General features: G+C 60.6%; 16 protein-coding genes and 3 pseudogenes. 8 read left to right on the top strand and 11 right to left on the bottom strand.

Going from position 1 to position 17,644, the window contains the following annotated elements:
- Positions 1 to 64: 64 nt before the first annotated feature.
- The 3 genes and pseudogenes from ltrA to J2R78_RS29205 all read right to left on the bottom strand — a co-directional run bounded on the left by ltrA (position 65) and on the right by J2R78_RS29205 (position 2,700).
- Entirely contained in the window at positions 65 to 1,315 is a 1,251-nt protein-coding gene (gene ltrA, locus J2R78_RS29215) for a group II intron reverse transcriptase/maturase (protein WP_253607755.1), read from the bottom strand.
- Between the two features lie 551 nt (positions 1,316 to 1,866).
- A pseudogene (locus J2R78_RS29210) lies at positions 1,867 to 2,181 on the bottom strand (reverse transcriptase domain-containing protein); the annotation flags it as partial.
- Between the two features lie 126 nt (positions 2,182 to 2,307).
- Positions 2,308 to 2,700: a hypothetical protein gene (locus J2R78_RS29205; protein WP_253607753.1), complete on the bottom strand. Its 393-nt coding sequence runs from the start codon at positions 2,698 to 2,700 to the stop codon at positions 2,308 to 2,310.
- A 997-nt stretch (positions 2,701 to 3,697) separates the two neighbouring features.
- Here J2R78_RS29205 and J2R78_RS29200 point away from each other — a divergent pair.
- Positions 3,698 to 3,982: a hypothetical protein gene (locus J2R78_RS29200; RefSeq protein WP_253607752.1), complete on the top strand. Its 285-nt coding sequence runs from the start codon at positions 3,698 to 3,700 to the stop codon at positions 3,980 to 3,982.
- A gap of 270 nt (positions 3,983 to 4,252) precedes the next feature.
- Complete coding sequence (locus J2R78_RS29195; RefSeq protein WP_253607751.1) at positions 4,253 to 4,435, top strand: hypothetical protein; 183 nt, start codon at positions 4,253 to 4,255, stop codon at positions 4,433 to 4,435.
- Positions 4,436 to 4,459: 24 nt separating this feature from the next.
- On the opposite strand, the gene J2R78_RS29190 is transcribed toward J2R78_RS29195, so the two are convergent.
- On the bottom strand, positions 4,460 to 4,936 hold the full coding sequence (locus tag J2R78_RS29190) for a hypothetical protein (RefSeq protein ID WP_253607750.1): 477 nt from the start codon (positions 4,934 to 4,936) through the stop codon (positions 4,460 to 4,462).
- 698 nt (positions 4,937 to 5,634) lie between these two features.
- On the opposite strand from J2R78_RS29190, the gene J2R78_RS29185 reads away from it, so the two are divergent.
- Entirely contained in the window at positions 5,635 to 5,853 is a 219-nt protein-coding gene (locus tag J2R78_RS29185) for a hypothetical protein (RefSeq protein WP_253607749.1), read from the top strand.
- 164 nt (positions 5,854 to 6,017) lie between these two features.
- Here the strand turns inward: J2R78_RS29185 and J2R78_RS29180 are convergent.
- Positions 6,018 to 7,530 (bottom strand): annotated as a pseudogene (locus J2R78_RS29180) (ISNCY family transposase).
- A gap of 900 nt (positions 7,531 to 8,430) precedes the next feature.
- Here J2R78_RS29180 and J2R78_RS29175 point away from each other — a divergent pair.
- Positions 8,431 to 8,634: a cold-shock protein gene (locus J2R78_RS29175; protein ID WP_253607748.1), complete on the top strand. Its 204-nt coding sequence runs from the start codon at positions 8,431 to 8,433 to the stop codon at positions 8,632 to 8,634.
- 516 nt (positions 8,635 to 9,150) lie between these two features.
- On the opposite strand, the gene J2R78_RS29170 is transcribed toward J2R78_RS29175, so the two are convergent.
- The gene (locus J2R78_RS29170) at positions 9,151 to 10,461 is read right to left on the bottom strand and encodes an HlyD family type I secretion periplasmic adaptor subunit (RefSeq protein WP_253609939.1); all 1,311 of its coding nucleotides are present in this window, start codon (positions 10,459 to 10,461) and stop codon (positions 9,151 to 9,153) included.
- Positions 10,462 to 10,469: 8 nt separating this feature from the next.
- A pseudogene (locus J2R78_RS29165) lies at positions 10,470 to 11,780 on the bottom strand (type I secretion system permease/ATPase); the annotation flags it as partial.
- 201 nt (positions 11,781 to 11,981) lie between these two features.
- Here J2R78_RS29165 and J2R78_RS29160 point away from each other — a divergent pair.
- Positions 11,982 to 12,269: a hypothetical protein gene (locus J2R78_RS29160; protein WP_141341754.1), complete on the top strand. Its 288-nt coding sequence runs from the start codon at positions 11,982 to 11,984 to the stop codon at positions 12,267 to 12,269.
- A gap of 266 nt (positions 12,270 to 12,535) precedes the next feature.
- The gene (locus J2R78_RS29155) at positions 12,536 to 12,772 is read left to right on the top strand and encodes a hypothetical protein (RefSeq protein ID WP_253607747.1); all 237 of its coding nucleotides are present in this window, start codon (positions 12,536 to 12,538) and stop codon (positions 12,770 to 12,772) included.
- Between the two features lie 405 nt (positions 12,773 to 13,177).
- On the opposite strand, the gene J2R78_RS29150 is transcribed toward J2R78_RS29155, so the two are convergent.
- Positions 13,178 to 13,381: a hypothetical protein gene (locus J2R78_RS29150; protein ID WP_253607746.1), complete on the bottom strand. Its 204-nt coding sequence runs from the start codon at positions 13,379 to 13,381 to the stop codon at positions 13,178 to 13,180.
- An 831-nt stretch (positions 13,382 to 14,212) separates the two neighbouring features.
- Here J2R78_RS29150 and J2R78_RS29145 point away from each other — a divergent pair.
- On the top strand, positions 14,213 to 15,307 hold the full coding sequence (locus J2R78_RS29145) for an amidohydrolase family protein (protein ID WP_253607745.1): 1,095 nt from the start codon (positions 14,213 to 14,215) through the stop codon (positions 15,305 to 15,307).
- Positions 15,308 to 15,371: 64 nt separating this feature from the next.
- Here J2R78_RS29145 and J2R78_RS29140 read toward each other — a convergent pair whose 3' ends face one another.
- Positions 15,372 to 15,653, bottom strand: a complete 282-nt coding sequence (locus J2R78_RS29140; protein WP_253607744.1) for a hypothetical protein — start codon at positions 15,651 to 15,653, stop codon at positions 15,372 to 15,374.
- A gap of 119 nt (positions 15,654 to 15,772) precedes the next feature.
- Positions 15,773 to 16,444, bottom strand: a complete 672-nt coding sequence (locus J2R78_RS29135; RefSeq protein ID WP_233442927.1) for a Crp/Fnr family transcriptional regulator — start codon at positions 16,442 to 16,444, stop codon at positions 15,773 to 15,775.
- Between J2R78_RS29135 and J2R78_RS29130 the strand changes: the two genes are divergently transcribed.
- The gene (locus J2R78_RS29130; RefSeq protein WP_225645868.1) at positions 16,434 to 16,586 is read left to right on the top strand and encodes a hypothetical protein; all 153 of its coding nucleotides are present in this window, start codon (positions 16,434 to 16,436) and stop codon (positions 16,584 to 16,586) included. The two genes, J2R78_RS29135 and J2R78_RS29130, sit on opposite strands and share 11 nt — an antisense overlap.
- 219 nt (positions 16,587 to 16,805) lie before the next feature.
- Here J2R78_RS29130 and J2R78_RS29125 read toward each other — a convergent pair whose 3' ends face one another.
- Positions 16,806 to 17,642, bottom strand: coding sequence for a phosphodiesterase (locus J2R78_RS29125; protein ID WP_253607743.1), 837 nt, complete (start codon positions 17,640 to 17,642; stop codon positions 16,806 to 16,808).
- Positions 17,643 to 17,644: the final 2 nt, after the last annotated feature.

Here is a 17,644-nt window from a genome sequence, read left to right as displayed (position 1 = left end):
CCGGGGGAGTTTCACCCCCAGGCGCTCACAGATCCGGACGTGAACGTCTCCGCTCATCCGGCTCTTACCGTCCAGCCGCCGTCTTGTGCAGCATCGACCAATGGGCCAACAGCGTGGGGGTGCGGCACGCAATGTCCCGTACCCAGTGCTCTGCCCGTCTTCGATGTCGCCGCAGACGTTTGTATTTTGACATCGCCCATCGCGCGAGACATCGGTCGAGATGGCGTAGTGTCGGGTAAAGCGCCGATTTGTAGTACCGACCATAGTAGTTCATCCAGCCTCGAATGATCGGGTTGAACATCCTCGCCAGGTCGTCGATCCTCTTATCCACCCGGCAGCGTAGTTGCCAGGCACGGATTTCCTGTCGGATTGCCTTCGTCGCGGCATTGCTGACACCGGGGCTGAAGTTGACGAAGTGCTTTCCCCAACGGTTCTTCGACCGACGGGCGCGGAACGTGTAGCCCAAAAAGTCGAATTTCTGTTCAGGATAATCACCTCGCCGGTGGTCATCCTTACAATAGACTATCTTCGTCTTGTCCGGATGAAGCTCCAGTCCGCATTCGGCAAAGCGCTTCGCAAGCGCCTCCTTCAGTTGTTGTGCCTGCCGCTCACTGTCGCAATGGCAGAGAATATCATCGGCATAACGCTCGAACGGGATGCTCGGATGATTTCTTCGCATCCACATGTCGAACGTATAGTGGAGAAAGAGATTCGCCATCAGCGGTGATACCACCGAGCCCTGCGGCGTGCCCTTCTCACGGGGTTCAAGGGTGCCGTCTTCCAGTTGAACGGGAGCTTTAAGCCACCGTTCAATGTACAACAACACCCAAGCGCAGTCCGTGTGCTTCCGAATCGCCTTGAGCAAAAGCTCATGCGATATCGAGTCAAAATAGGCCCGAATGTCGAGATCGAGCACGAAGGGATGCCGCCAGCATCGCTGGCGAGCAACCCCAACGGCATCGAGCGCCGATTTTCCGGGTCGATATCCGAACGAGTCTGGATGAAAGTGCTTCTCCAAATCCGGCTCCAGATATCCTTTGACGACCGCCTGAGCAACGCGATCCGACACCGTAGGAATTCCTAGCGGCCTCTTCCCGCCGTCGCGCTTGTCGATCTGCACACGCTTGACCGGCGGTGGAAAGTAGCTGCCCGAAGACATTCGATTCCAGAGCTTGTACAGATTGCTCTGCAAGTCTGCCTCGAACACCTCGATCGACTGCTCGTCCACACCGGCTGCGCCCCGATTTGCTTTAACCCGTTTGTACGCCTCCCAAACCCAGCGCTTGGGGATGTCATACGGCTTTGCTTGACCCAAAAGAGTCCTCCCGTTTCCGGTTGCTCTTCCAATCAAGCGGGACAGTGCCGTGCCTTCGCTCCGCCACCATTACAGTGCCTTCGTCACTACTACACACGGCTCCGTCCCTGCATCGCGCATTGGTACTCAGACTCTTGTGGGGCTTCCACTTGAACCATTCCCTTGGCATCGCGATACAGGTTCCCACGTTCCGCACAGAAGCCTGAACCGAGGTCACGCCACCTCGCCTGCCGGACGCCGCCTGAGCCGTAAACAGGTATCGCTCAGACTGATCCCAAGATAACGACTACCCCTTGGTTTTGACGTCTTCCCTACGCTTTCGACAGTTCATCGGTGGTTCGCTTGCGCTCGTCTCCTCGATCCTTACCTGACAGAGTCTCGCTCTGCCTTTTCCGGTCTCGCTCACCACCTCAACCATTGGGCCGAAGCAGCAGCCGGTGGTTTGAACCCTGATCCTGCAACCCGAGTTCGAGGGGCCAACCCCCATCTTCTGTGCAGCAAGGCTGCTCAAAGGTGCTCTACATCACACCTCCTTCGCGCCGTCGTGGCGCACCGTCATCCGCATACCGACACCACCTGAGATCGGGGAACATCCGTGCCATCCAGAGATCAAATGCATAGTGCATGAAGAGGTTGGCGAGGATCGGGCTCACCACGCCCCCTTGTGGGGTACCACGGCTTCGCTCGATTATCGTTCCATCCTCTTGCACCATCGGCGCTGTCAGCCATCTTTCAATGTAGAGCAGCGCCCATGCGCACGTCACATGTTTCCGGACGGCCCGAAGCAGAAGCTCGTGGTCGATATTGTCGAACAGTCGCTTGATGTCGAACTCCAGAACCCAATCGTACTTCTCGCCTCGCGGTCTTCTCCGCTTGTGCTTCCTATTTCGACTCAATCATTGCGCGCTCGACTTCGTCAGCGAGTGCTCGGTGATGCGCTGCCAGTTTGACGAACAGCGCTTTCTTTGCCGCGTTGGTCGCGAGCTTGCTGATTAGTTCGCACTCTTCCGCCTCGACGCTGGCAGATGATCCGGAAGTGGCTTATCGAGTAGGCCGGCGACCAGCACAGCGAGCGCTGCGCCTTCGATGGCCCCCTCGGCGTATTCGACCCTATCCCACTCGAAATGGAAGACCGCCGAAGCGATGGCCCGCATTCCGTCGATCGTCGTCGGGCGCATTGTGATCATGCGGGCGTAGAGCGCGCGCAACTGATCCATGGCGCCATCAAACGCCTCTTGCGCCGCTGCTAAGCCCGACTGCTCGTCAGCGTCGGCTATAGCTGCATTGTACCCGCTGCGCGCCTCCTCGCCGCGCAGACACGCGTCCCGATAGGTCCCCGGACGGGTATGACCGGCGGGCGATCTCAACCAGGCGGCCCGTTTCATCGTTCGCGGCATCCCGAAGCCGCGATATTTCGACGAACCGCCTCCCCAGTTCGGTCAGCTCGGCATCTGGACTGGCCAAGGAAACAGTTGTTGCGGCAGTCGGCGCCGCTGCGGCATCAGCCGATCAATACACACCTAAGATCTTGAAAACAATACAATTAATTTAAGCTACCGAAATTAGCCCACAGTCCAACCCACAAACACGAACGGCCCCGACGGCGCGCCGAGGCCGCCATTCCAGACTCCCGGTCGAGCGCGCCACCTGTCTCCGGGAGCAATGAAGGGACTCATTGGCCCGACCACTTGTTCCTGAGGATGGCGATGCCGCACAACAACGATAGCGGCCCTGGCGCCGCTTTAAACTCCCGGTCGGGGGGCAACCTATCGCGGGAGCCTGTGTAAGATTCCCGACATTACCACTTGTTCCTGCTCCTCTCGCAACATCACAGTGCGTAACAAGAAGTGCCCTTCGGCCAATCACTGAGGCCACAGGTTCTGCGGTTGACTCTGCGCTGGGGATTTCAGGGCCCCCAGTTCAGGAAGGAAACGCCGCCGGGCGTGTATTTTTGAGACCGGCGGCGTCTTTTCTTGGGACTATTTCGATGATCCACACGGCTTTCGTGAAGTTGGGCAGCAAAGACAGTAGTTGCCCGCCCTCCAAAAACTCGATTCCGAAATCTTTAATAAATTCGGACCAGCCTCCATCCGCGACAGGGAGGTGTGTCATGCGTAATCATGACTTCGTGTCCGATGGATTCCTCGCGCTAATCGCGACCTGCCTTGTGCTGTTGTGCTCGGGCCTGCTCGTTATCGCATTTAGCTAGTCTGACCTTGGCACCCTCATCGTTCCGGATGCTCCTATGGGCCGCTTGGGGACACCCGCGCAGAGCACAAGCATGCCGCATTTTCATCACGCAAAAACGGCTGGCCTGCTCATCCAGCATTCACGTTCAACTTCCTACAGTGTGGGGTGCCTTAGATTCCACGAGAGGAAACCATGAAGCTTGAATTTGCACTTGTTGGACTTGCTGCGCTCGGCAGCCTTGCTGCGGCAGGTAGCGCGTCAGCGATGCCGCTCGCCACACTTTATCCCGCTTCAAACGTCGAGAACGTTGCCGTAGTCTGCGGCCCGAACGGCTGTGTCCGCACGGCGCCCGTCTACAGGCCGTACGGCTACGGTTACGGCTATCGTGGCTACGGCGTCCGTCGTTACGGATACGTGCACAGGGGCTACGGTTATCACAGGGGTTACGGCTATCACGGCGGTTATCGCCGCTGGTGATTTCGCGCAAAAGCCCGTCGGTAGGATCATCCGGCGGGCAGATTGATCTGCATCACTCGCGTGTGTTGACCGCCCTGCTACCGCAGTGTTGCTGGGATTGCAGGGCCAGCTGGAAGACCGCCGCCGGGATGCTGCATTCAAGCCCGGCGGCGTACTTTTTGATCAGATCCAGGCCGCCGCCCGCGCTCACCGTCTGGGCCGGCTTCTGATTAATGGAACGGCAACGTCGTTTGCATAAGATGCAGCCCACTCGCTGCGGGACGCTCGAAAATGACCGAGTACGTCATCAGGGAAGTTGGCCTTCGTCAGTGGCTCGTGTTTGCCGATCGGCGAAGCATCGCTTTTTGCGCCGACGAAGATGAGGCGGTGAAAGCCATGGCCGAACATAGCGCGCGCCACCGTCGACCACCGGAAACAATGGAAATTGCGCCAGGGGAAAACCCGCCGGCGTGAACCGGCGGGCGCCTCGCCTTCACGCTAGGCTAAGTTGACGGCTGCAGCGGCCATCGTCTGCCGTAGCTGATAATGCCAGCCCTCCCGACCGATGCAGTCACTGTTGGGCCATTCCTCGCCCTTGTCTTCGTACTGGTTCACGTACTCGAGAACCGCAGCAACGCCGGCCAATGTCGTCGGAATTGTCCTGGCCAGATCCCAAGCTGCATCGGCCTCCGCATGGCAGCATGCTCCTTGATGGTCGTCGGCCAGCCAATAGGCCTCAGAGCGATATTCGGTGGCGTCGGTCGCCGTGATGGCTGCATTGTGGTCCGCGTCCGCCTGCTGGTGTTTTGCGATGGCCTCCAAAGCCGGATCAGTGGCCTGCGGTGATCGCCCTCCTCGATTCAGCGCTGAGGCGGCGACCGGGTTACCAGCAAGCAATATGAGATCGAACGCGACGGACCATGCGACGATCTGCTTCTCGTCGCGCAGGTAATACTGCGCCTTGGCGTCGCCCAAGACCGCCCCTTCAAAAGCCATCGAGGCCATCGATTTTACAGCAAGTTCGGAGAGATCTCTGGCCCGCACTAAACCGATGCCATGCTGCGCATCTCGATAGCACTTTTGAGCCCTCTCATAGTGCTCAAGCTTGGGTGTAAGCTCGAGATCATCCGCCAGCCGCTTAGCCCGACGCGACCATTGTCGGTATGCCCGCGGAGCGCTTGGGCTGGGGTTCTTGGCCTCCCACGCCCGATACTGATCCCAAGCTTCCTTCCGAGTTGCGCCGGCTTCCTTAAGCGCCTCATAGGCGGCTTCTAACGCGCGTGGAAGGCGTCGCGAAGCTCCGGGCGCGCGTCGTCGACATGAGGGACAACCAACGGTGCTTCCACTGCTGAGATCGGCGCGAGATATTCGCGATCATTGGCGCATGCCCTGGCGCCGCAAGCCCGCTCGTCATCTCCGCTACTGTCCGGCCCCGTCGATCGCAACGGCGGAAGACGGTGCTCATGTTCTGCGTCGGGTGCCAGCACAACGGCCGGCTGAAGCTCGCCGATCTGCCTGGATTGGGACTGGGCTGAAAACTCGGCGCACATCAAGTGCAGCGCTTGCGGTCGTTCCCGCTATCGCAAGGCTCATTAGGAACTTGAAGCGTTGTTGAGCCGTTTGGAGATTGCAAGACAAACGAGCATGACGCACGGTTCAGCCATCGCAACGAGATGTACAAAGAGCCGATCATTGACGAGTTAAGGCAGATTGAATTCGCGACAGTCGAAGGAGAACGGCGGCTGGCGGAGAAAGAAGCGCAGCTCATCGAATGTAGGCGGCTGAATGAGGACACGAGCAAGATTGAAGCCGAGCTTGCGGTAATGCGCGAAGTACAGCTTGATCGCGAGAGGCTTCGCCAGCGCCTGCTTTCTCTTCTGCACCCCTTATAGCGCGACAATCAGGATGAGAGCGCGTATTGCCTCACATATCGATGCTCCCGAGTGCGATCGGTTGCCTCATTTATTTTGCTCCCGGCTTGGGTTGAGGAGCAGGCCGGGTGCGGAGATGGCCGGGGTTTCGGAGCGCCCGGCCTCCTCCGCTGGCACCTGGCACATCATTGGGGTGTTGTGACCTCATACTCCGGAAGCGTTTCCTCCGTAGGAACGAACAGTAACGCGTTCACTTGCTCGCTGCGCCAGGATTTAAGTCGACGTTGAAGCGTTCGAAGAAGCTTGTTCGGATAGGCTCCAGGATATTCCACCTGCAACCGGGAGAGCAGTTCGCTGCCAGTCCGCCAAGGTTCGACTTCAAACCATTTTCGCAAATCTGGCGTTGCCCTGATGAGCGGGTCGGGACGGCGCCGACCTCTCTTCGCTTTCGCGATTGGCCGATCCGTCGGTCGCATAGCTCCGTCCTTCCAGGCGGTTCGTAGACTTGCCAGAAAGAGATCAATCGATTGCGATACCCCACAGGATTGACGATAGGCTGGGTATCCGCAAGCGCCGCGAGGCCTTCCTGCGCGCCGCGGATATCGCGCAACAACGCGACCGGGTCGAGAGCGGCATAGATTTCTTGGAGTTGGGCGCGAACCGCGTCGGGCGTGCGGGCGTCGGCGGCCAAGCGCTGGTGTGGTGTTGTCGGCGCGCTGTATGTCTTGCGCACACGCGCACCGTCGCGCTGCTTGGCTATCAATTGAACGAGGGTTGGAAGAAGTTCACGAACAGCCGCGCCGATCGATAGAGTTCAGCCAGCAGGTTGGCCGCTTCCAGGCCCTCGAACCGACGATAGCCGACCATCCTGCGCACGGCGGCGCCGTTCTTCTGCTCGACGAACGCCTGGTCATTCTTTCGGTAGGGCCGGCAACGCGTGAAGACGATGTTGGCCGCCTCGCAGTAGGCTTTCAACGTCTCGTTCATGAACACGGTATCATTGTCAGTGTCGAGGCCGAGCAGCGCAAAAGGCAATTGTTTGCGCAATTCCGTCAGCACCGCACTCAACAGCGTCTGTTCGCGCACGATCAGAGGAGCGCACTCCGTCCAGCCAGTAGCAATGTCGGTGAGCACGAGGGTCTGTATGAAGCTGCCGCGCGCAGATGGACCGCTATGCGCGACAAGGTCGGCCTCGACGAATCCCGGCGCCGGATCATTCCAATCTGCCGACGTCCTTATTGGAACACTGCGACGCAATGAATGCGCCGCGTGCCGCCGGCGCTTGCGACCTAATTCTTCTCGGACCCGCACCAATGCGCGGTCGATCGTCGCAGCGCTCATCGCCAAAAGTCTGTCGCGGATCTCGGGGGCAAGGTCGAGGTGGCCGTGCCGTTCCATCGCCTCAATCAGCGCAGGCATTAACGCCTTCAGCCGCTTCCCGCAGATCCGGTCTGACGCCTCCCAAAGGAGCACGAGCGCGTTGTGTTCTGCCTCATTATAGACTCGACATCGCGCCCGTCGGCCTTGGCGTGCGTCTTCCTGACCTCGAAGTAGTCGCATCGCATGCTTGCGATGGAATCCGGTGATGTCGACGAACTCGTCCAATATCTGCGCCTTCTTCGCGCGATCCGAACGCCGATAGCGCGCGCCTGCTGCCGCCGTCAGTTCCTTCCGCGTTGCCATGCTTAGCCACCCCATCTTCGCCCCCGCTCGTTCCCGATCCAAGGGAGCAATTTACGTGAGGCAACGGCTCAGCATCCGGTAACAATTAGGGCGAGGCAATGCGGAGTCTCACCCTGATCGCCGCCGCGCACGCGGGGCTGCCGCGTGTTTGACCGCTTCGCAGACTGGAGCGCGCCGCGCTCAAACCGTCTGATATGCCTTCGTGGCCTGGGCCCGAGCGCTAGATGCTCTGGGAATTCCGATGGAGCTATTTCTTTGACGCAGGACCATATTTCGCAATCCGAACAACTGGCGAGCGTCGCAGCTCTGACGCCGAAGGTGGTTGACTTGCTAAATCTTCAAAAGAGGATTTCCGCTGTCCGGTTCGGTTAGGATCGCGGTGTCACTCGATGGCTGCGAGGCGGATACCTTCGACGAGAAGCACATAACCGTCAGGCCGCATCCACGGTCGCTTTTCCGGCCAACGCTCAAGCTGCTCCAGCGACTGGGCGCGCCTCGTCAAACGCCCAGGATAAGCGGCGCGGCAATGGATTGGAAGGTAACTACATAACCCGGATGCAGGCGAGCAACTTGGCGCAATGCCTGCAGCGCAGGCCGTGACATCGCGTGGAAGGAACTGCAAGAGCCCACGCCAGATCAACCAAGGCCACATTAGCAGATCGTGCGGGCTGGCACGGATCGCCTGCTACAATCTTTCGAGTGCTCTCTCTCGATATCCGCCGCCCCTCAGCAACCTCTATTACTTTCCGCGCGTGGAACAAAAACATCGGCAGGAGAAACGGGCCTCAGCGAGGATACCGAGCTTGCCGCTTTCCCCGGATTCCTACGGACGCGTTAACCACTTGCTGTCGCAGCCTAAGCAACTCGTTAACAGGGAGGTGCGATTATGCGGTCTTTGAGCGGAGAAATAGTGAAATGTCCAAGGGCATGGTCAAGCTGTTTAAGGAAGACAAAGGCTTCGGATTCATAAAGCCGGATACCGGTGGGGAAGATATCTTCTTCCATGTCACGTCCCTTCTGCCTGGAGTAACACCTAGGCCAGGTGATCGTGTTACTTTCGAACTCGGGGTTGATCGAAGAACCGGACGTAGCCGGGCCGACAAGGTTATGATGGGCTAAGACCCTCGCTCCAACGCGAACAACCGATCTGCGCAAAAATCGGAATCCTTTACCAAAAGTTGCCGTGCCCATTTCACGACTCGGGGATGCGCACCCTTCTCCCATGAGTGCGCATGGGCAGCCCCGCCCGCGCAAGACATTGATTTCATTCGGATAACAGGCCCCTAAAAACGCAAAATTTGGCAGTTCGGACCACATCAAGCTGACGATCGGCTGTCCTCCGAACGCGCAATGAGGCCGCGCCTGCGAAGTCGCGCGGTGAGCCCGTCAAGAGGGACGGGTTTGAAGTTCGGTCGCTCAGCGCCGCTTGAATCGTGACTGATCACGAGTTCATAACCCGGCAGGGTCTGCCGGCTGACGACATGGCGCAGGTCGTACGCAAACTGTTTGAGCAGCGAGAGCAGCCATTCTTCGTCGGCGACTGCTATTCCTAGCGGCTGGACGGACCGGTCGTCGCCGAGACATTTCCGCGGTTCGCGCAGAAGCCGGTCGAGGTGAAGCAGAGTTCGTGAGCCGCTAGCGCTCGCGCCAGGCGCGCATCAGCTGATCGGAGAACGGCTTGAAGAGGTAAGACATCACTGTGCGCTGCCCGGTCTGAATAAAGGCTTCGACTGGCATGCCCGCGATCAGCTTCACGTCGCCGAGGCGGGCCATCTCCGCCTCCGTCACCGCAATGCGGGTGACATAGAAGCTGGTTCCAGTCTTTTGGTCGTTCGTGACATCAGCGGACACGTGGTTCACTTCACCGTTTAGCTGCGGCGTGGTCCGCTGGTTGAAGGCGGTGAAGCGCAGCAGCACCGGCTGGCCGACCGATACGCGATCGATCTCATGCGGGGCGATGCGCACTTCGACGACCAGCAGGTCGTGGGCGGGGACGATCAGCATGATCGGCTCGCCGGCGGTGACGACGCCGCCTATCGTGTGCAGCGCGAGCTGCTGCACGGTGCCGTCCTGCGGCGCCCGGATATCGATGCGCTTGAGCTGATCCTCGGCGGCCACCCGCTTCTCGACCAGTTCCGAGGTCTTCGCGCGAATCTCGGCAAGCTCCTTTCCCACCTCGGTGCGGAGATCCTGATCGACCTGAATGATTTGCAGCGCGGTCTCGGTGATCCGGCCCCTCGCTTCGGCGATGGAGGCGACCAGAGCGCCGCGTTCGCCGTGCAGGCGCACCGCATCGCGCTCAAGTGTGGTCACGCGCGTGATCTGGACCAGGTTCTTGCGCCACAGATCGCGCACGCCGACGAGCTCCTGGTCGACAAACCTCGTCTCGCCGTCTTTCGCGGCGATCTGCTCTTCCAAGCCGCCGATCTGCTCTCGCAATTGGCCGATGCGCTCGTTGAGCTGGGCCTTCTTGCCTGCTCGGGCGGTGCCGCGCAGCTCGAACAGCTTGTGCTCGCCGACGAGCACGCGCGCCACGTCCGTGTCGGAGATACGCGCGATAAGGTCCGCCGGAAAGTCGACGCGCTTTTGGTCGTCGCGCTCCGCCTCGAGCCGGGCCTGGCGCGCCGCTAGCTCGTCGAGGCTCTTGAGAATGACCAGAAGGTTGGCCCGCGTCACCGTCTCGTCGAGGCGCAGCAGCACGTCTCCAGCCTTCACCCTCGAACCCTCTCGGACATTGAGTTCGCCCACCACGCCGCCGGTCGGGTGCTGCACCTTCTTGCTGTAGCTGTCGACCACCAGCGTACCTGCGCCGATGACGGCGCCCGCGAGTTCCGTCGTGGCAGCCCAGCCGCCGACGGCGCCGGCGAGAAGGATGACACCCACCAGTCCCGCGCCGAGGTGCCGGCGGATCGAGAGCGGCACGACGTTGACCGGCTCGCGGTTCATGGGCTCGTTCATGGGCTCGCTCCCTCGCTCACGACCTTGAGCGGTACCGGAGCCGGCCGCGGCTGCATCATCTTGGCCAGCAGCGCATCCTTCGGCCCGAGCGCCTGCACACGTCCCTGCGACATCACCATCAACTGGTCGACGCCGGAAAGCGCGCTGGTTCGGTGCGCGACGACGATGACAATGCCGCCGCGTGCGCGCACGCCCATGATGGCTTGCGTCAGGGCCTGGTCGCCCTCCATGTCCAGGTTGGAGTTGGGCTCATCGAGAACCACCAGGAACGGATCGCGGTATAGCGCACGGGCGAGCGCGATGCGCTGGCGCTGCCCGGCCGAGAGCGCCGCTCCAGCCTCGCCGATCTGCGTGTCGTAGCCATCAGGCAGTTGCAGGATTGTTTCATGCACACCGGCCGCTGTCGCGGCGGCGATGGTCGCCGGCACGTCGGGTTCGGGATCAAATCGGGCGATGTTCTGGGCCACCGTGCCGGCGAACAGCTCGACATCCTGTGGCAGATAGCCGATGTGCCTGCCGAGTGCTTCCGAATTCCATTGTTCGAGGGCGGCACCGTCGAGGCGCACCTTGCCACCCAGCGACGGCCAGACGCCGACCAGGGCGCGCACCAGCGATGACTTGCCCGCCGCACTCGGGCCGACGATGCCGAGCCCTTGTCCGGGCTGTAGTGTGAAGGAAACCTCGAGCACCACCGCGCGCTGATCGCCCGGCGGGGCCACGGAGACGGTCTCGACGGCGAGGCTTTTGCACGGCGGCGGCAGCGGAGTCTTCTCCGACTCGTCCGGGAGCTGCGCCCAGTATTGCTGCAGACGTTTCCAGCTCTGCCGGGCGGCGACCAGGCTTTTCCAGTGCGCGATGGCGAGCTCGACCGGAGCGAGCGCGCGCGACGTGAGGATGGCGCCGGCAATGATGATCCCGCCACTCGCCTCCTGTCGGATGACCAGATAGCCACCGACGCCGAGCACCGCCGATTGCAAGGCCATGCGCAGCACCTTGGAGGCGGAGCCGAAGCCGCCGGCGATGTCGGCGGCGCGCCTCTGGCTGGCCATGTAACCGTCGTTGGCCGCCGCCCAACGCGCGGCGAGGCGCCCACGCATGCCCATGGCGTGCAACACCTCGGCATTGCGGCGGCTGGCCTCGGCCAGGGCATTGCGCTGTGCTACCCGCCCGGTGATGTCCCTGGCGTGCGCACGCGTCAGCCGATCGGTGACTAGCGTCAGCAAAACGAGCAGCAGCGCGCCGATCAACGCGGTGAGCCCCAGCAGCGGGTGGAACAGGTAACATCGCGGACAACCAAGATCGAGCCACCATCCGGCCAGAACGCGGCCATGAAGGCGACCAATGATCGCGATGTCAGCAGCGGCGAGGCAGCGCGATCTCGGCCTGGTTGACCCCTATCCCCAAGGTCGAGATCGCACCTTCGTAATGCCCGGATCAGTTGTCGTACCATTCACTGGAATTCCCCGCGTGTTCTTTACGTCGCTCGAGGCTGAAACGGCGGTGGCGGCATGAGTATGTTTCTTGTTTTCGGACATGCCTTCAGCGCGTCCATTGAGCCGAAGATCGTGCATCTTCTGCACGATCGCGAGGCCTTTAAGAAGGCATTCGTGGCTGGGTTTGAGGAGGCAGCTGCTGCCGGATTCGATGCCGTGGATAAATTGCCGGTCGTGCTCGATGACACGCTGATCAGAACAACCTTCCAAGTGCTGGAAGATAAGTTCAATCGATCAAACGACACATCGGAGCGGCGTAAAATCGTCGCCGAAATACTAAATCTGGCGGAGTTGGCAAAATGATCGCCCCCGACATCGAATTGCGCGCCCTCTTGCTGCCCGAATCGGAACCGCTCATGGCGCGGCCGGAAATTCACATTTCGGCATGTCCTGACGGCCCGGCCCACCCCAGAGCTACCCCAAGGCCGGGCCGCTTTTTTCTAATTTTCAGCAGGGATATTGCAGCGCGTTGGGGCGCACGAACTCGCCCGGTAGGTCTCCACCGATCACATCCCATCTCAGAGCTAATGTTGCCGTGGAGCGCAACCGGCCAGCCAAGCGCGAAGCAAATGACCAAGGAGATCGGCAGTCCGATTGCCGCCGCGAAACCAACGGGGTCAAAAATCTCTCTGGCACCGGGCCAAACCGCTTCATTGCGAGTAAGCGACAGGATGCCGTTAGCGAGCATCGGCAGCGCCGTCGCCAGGATCATAAAGAATGTCCATGCCGCCAGCGAACCAGAGGCGTCCGCTTTTTCCGCCGGCACAAGACTCAACTGCGGGCACACCAACGTCGCGAATTCTTAATTCAGGACATTGACGAAGTCTTTCTCGCGCAAAGACTAACGGACTGGGAGTGCCTGTCTACGTGGTTCGTGCCATTCCGCGAACAAGCGAGCCATTGCATGTTCCTAGGCCGACCGACGCTGCGGAAGCGTCGAGTCAGATCGACAATGCTACCCGCATCAATCGCTGCGTTGTTCGCCCACCCTTTGTCGACCTGATGAAGGTAAGCTGCTGCATTCCTTGCGGTTGGGCTGTCGACCTTTGCGACGAGCAGAACGTAACGTCGTCTTCAAGACGGCACCGGTCTATTTGCGATTTGCGTCGGTAACACCACCAGTAGACTTGCAGGCGCCTCCGACTGGATTCCCGCCCTCGGGCCTCAGGGGGTAATCTGATAGCCACCTTAGTCACGTCTGCCGAAGATAGTCAGTTTTTGGTCTGATTCTGACTCTGCAGAATGTGTATTTCGGCTCGCGCCAAGTGGCGACGAAGTGCGGCAATTGCTTGAAGGCTCACCTCGAAGGCGACGGGGCCCATCTCCTTAGTTTCCAGACGAATGGCAGCATGTCCGTCGGAACGCAACATCGTCTCCGAACCAGTCACATTCAGGATCATAAGGTTTCGGTCCATTTTCCCTCCCATCGAACCCGTCTCTCACGAGGACGTTTCCTTGTTGCTTAGACGAGGCAGTGCTAGCGTCGGCTTGGCTTCGGCGTAAGCAGACCCTATTTCGGCCTCGTTTCTTTCATTTTAGCATGAAATCGCCGTTCCGTTCCGCCAACGGAGCACGCGGCTCCGCCGCACACCGCTGGATCGCGTCGGCTCTTGAGGAAATCCCGCTATCGTTACCAGGAGATTCGTCTTGATTGGCCGGGCATTTTCACAGCGTTGGCAGCTAGTAAATGCGGTGAAAGCGCAAGGTTAGTGGATGATGAACAAGCGGATGGCGACGGACGGCGATCTGTCGCGGTTTCAGTCCGACGGGGAATTGACGATTTTGGGGGTGGCGCCAGAAAACCTTTGATGTCCGGCATCCGCGCGAAATCGCGAGAGGGCTAAGTGGCCTTTGATCCAGCGAGATTGCTGGCGGCGCCGATCCGCTCGAAAAGCGCTCGCGAAAGTGGCGATAGTGATCAATGCCTTCACTTGCATACTGAACGGTGCGGTCGTGATATTGGCGTTGTCGTGTTCGCGGCCTGATCAAAGTCGAGCGAGGGTGACGCATTGCCGATCTGACTGAATGCTATCCATTACACGGCGACTTGCCCGCAAACAGCGCGATGGCATGCGCAGGCGTATTGCAGACGAAGTGCCGAAATGGCGCGACATCATCGCAAAGGCGGGAATCAAGCCGGTCAGAGCAGATCAACATTGCGCGACACGCACAGCGTGTGATCTTGCGAGCACGAGCCAGCATCCCTACGCTCCCCCTATAACAAAACAACCAGGGAGGCGATCGTCATGACTACAAGGCGGGATTTCCTGAAGGCGGGAGCAACGGCGGCGGCAGGCATCGTGTTCTGCGGCTGCGGGCTCGTCCACAACGCAAATGCGCAGCAATCGCGCCAGCAGTTGCCGGTCACGGTCAACGGCAAACGTGTCAAGACGATCGACATTCACGCGCATTGCCATTTCCGCGAGGCGGGCGCGCTGCTCGGCGCGGACGCCGGAAAATATCAACTGCCGCCGGTCAACGGCGCCGCGGAAGCCTTCATCGAGATCGACAAGCGGCTGGCTGCGATGGACGCGCAGGCCATCGACATGGAGGTGCTTTCGATCAATCCGTTCTGGTACGACCGCGACCGCGACCTCGCCGCGCAGATCGTGAAAATCCAGAATGAAAAGCTCGCCGAACTGTGTGCCTCGAAGCCCGACCGGTTCGCAGCTTTCGCCTCGCTGACGCTGCAGGCTCCGGACCTTGCGGTGCAGGAGCTGGAGACGGCGGTGAAAAAGCAGGGGCTGAAGGGCGCGGCGATCGGCGGTGTCGTCGATGGCACCGAATTCTCAAATCCGAGGTTTCATCCGGTATGGGCCAAGGCCGAGGAACTCGGCGTTCCCCTGTTCATCCATCCGCAGGGCGTGCCCGAGCTCAACAAGCGGCTCTCCGGCAATGGGTGGCTTGGCAACACGATCGGCAATCCGCTCGAGACCACGATCGCACTCTCCCATTTGATCTTCGAGGGCACGCTCGACCGCTTCCCGGGGCTGAAAATCATCGCCGCACATGGCGGCGGTTATCTCGGCTCGTACGCCGACCGCTCGGACCATGCCTGTCTGGTTGGACCCAAGGGATGCAATCCGGAGATCAAGCTCCAGAAGGCGCCGGCGGAGTATCTCAAGCAGATTTATTTCGACTCTCTGATCTTCACGCCGGAGGCGATCAGGCACCTCGCCGCCCAGGTTGGCGCCGGCCAGATCGTGCTGGGAAGCGACTATCCCTATCCATGGCAACTGGCAGCGGTCGACCACATCTTCGCCTCGTCGTCGCTAAGCGACGATGACAAGGCCAATATTCTCGGGCGGACCGCAGCAAAGCTGCTTGGAGTAGCCGCGTGAAGGCGGCTTGCTGCTGGACAAGCGGCTGTCGTCGCGCCTTGCCGCGCAACGACAGTATCAACGATCAGTAGGCCTTCACCGTCCGGATCTCGCTGCCCGGCCGAACCGTTGGTGCCACCTGCGCGATATTGGGTATCGGATCAGTGTAGACGGTGTCGGTTCCGACGAACTCCGCTTGCGTCGCGTCCGATATCCATCTGACCGCCGCCGGATGACTGACCAGCATCCCGATCAGCGCAACGACGACAAGCACCGGCAGCGCGACAAGCTTGATGCTGAAGCTCTGGTAATTGTGCTGTGGGTCCTGCCGTCGCTTGTCGAAAGAGCTCTGCATGGATTCGTCCATATTGTGCTCCCCTGACGCGTCACTTACCGCAGCGCGTGCAAGGCCGATGTGAATGGCTTCACAGGCCTGTTCAGCTCACCGTTTCGTGAAATGCGCGACCGACCGGGCGGCCGGCGCGACTACTCGCCGTCGTTCGCCCCGGCGTCGACCAGCTCCTGGAGGGTCTCGCGCTTCAACACGACGATCGCGCCATGCTCGAGCCTGACCCAACCGCGTATCGCCCACGCCCGGAGCTGCTTGTTGATGCTCTCGCGCGTCATCCCGACCATCTCGCTGATCTCCTGCTGAGTGATCGAGATGGTGCGCCCCTGCGGCTTGTGCTTGTCGCTCAGGCGCAGCAGCGCGCTGGCCAGACGGCCGGGCAGGTTCTGCAGGATGACCTGCTCGACCTGATCGCTGGTCCGGCGCAGTCTTTCGCAAAGCAGCTCGATGAACTTCATCGCAAGCGTCGGCTGGCTGCGCACGAACGGAATGAACTCGCGCCGGTCAATGACGAACAGCTCGCAATTGGTGTTGGCGGTGGCATCGGCCGTCCGCGACAAGCCGTCGAGCAGCGCGATCTCGCCGAAGATCTCGCCGGCCTCGATCAGGTTCAAAATCGCGTTGCGACCATCCGGCGACGAGATGCTGATCTTGACCGTGCCCGAGATCACCGCAATCAGGCTGGTGCCCGGATCGCCCTTGGAAAAGATCGTCGTGCCCCGCTTCAGCGTGGTGTGCTTGGCGTAGCGGCAGAGCTGATCGAATGCCTCGGGCTCGAGATCGGCGAAATAGGGATGCTTGCGCAACACCGACAGCTTGTTGTTCGAAAACAACGGCGCGCCGGAAGTTCGTTCTATGGGCGACGCACCGGTCATCGTGATCCAGACTGATTGTGTTGCGTTCAATCGGCCCGCCAGCACAGCGGACGCCGACAAAGCCATCGATCAATGAAAGCAGACGGAAGTATAGCCCCCCCGGGGCCCTACAGCAACAAAGGTCCGGGCCGGCGCAGTTGGGATGGAAGGCATCCAAGGTACAATTTGGAATAAATCTGTGTCGATGCAACGCTCAATTGCAGCTGCGCGCTGCCCTTGATCTGACATGCCCGGCCGATCCGCGACAATCTCGCCTGGCAAGATCCCGTCGGCGCGAGGGGTCAACGCGGCCAGCTCACAGCAGCTTGCCGTCTGGCCCAAAGAACGGATGCGGCCCGTCAAACTGACCGATCGGGACCTGGTGCGTGACCAACTGTCCAAAATCCGGCCCGGGAAACCACGTGTGCAAGTGAAATGCCGGCGGTTCCACCTTGAACGACGGTTCGCGGAGCTGTCCGAGGTCCAGGTCAACCGCATGGTTCGGCGCGGGGCACAATGTCGCGGGAATCCCGGCGAAGGAGGTCAGCATGGCACGATGGACGTGCCCGCAGCCGATCAAACGCACCCGCGGATGGCGCCTGACGATTGCTGCCAGTTCTGCGGCATCGAAAAGGTCCTGGCGGTCCATGTGCCAGATGCCGCCCTTGAACGGCGGGTGATGCAGGAAAAGCAGCGCGGGCCGGTCTGCTGCCGCCAGTGTCGCGTCCAGCCATTGCAGCGTCGACGGCTCGAGCATGCCATGAGGCTTCCCGGCAACGCTTGAATCAAGCAGCAGCAGATCGAGGCCATTCACCTCGATCTCCTGGTCGAGCGGGCCTGTCGCGTGAACATAGGGTGCGGCAGGAAACGCGGCGCGCATCCACGCACGCGAGTCGTGATTGCCGGGAATTCCGGCAAACGGAACGCGCAACGGCGCGAGCAGTCGTTTGAGATGGTCGTATTCCTCGACCGACGGCGTATCGACAAGGTCGCCCGAGATGACGACGAAATCGGGCGCCGGCTCGAATCCATTGATCGCCGCCACGCAGCGTTCAAGCGCCTTCGCGGTATCGACCCGGCCATAGGCCAAGGCTCCCGGCGGCTTGATGTGGAGGTCGGAAATCTGGGCGATGAGGACCGGTTTCGACGGCATCG

Origin of the sequence: Bradyrhizobium sp. USDA 4538 (genome assembly GCF_024171045.1) — a bacterium.
GTDB classification, from domain to species: Bacteria; Pseudomonadota; Alphaproteobacteria; order Rhizobiales; family Xanthobacteraceae; genus Bradyrhizobium; species Bradyrhizobium australafricanum.
This window is presented reverse-complemented; position numbering and strand designations above follow the sequence as displayed.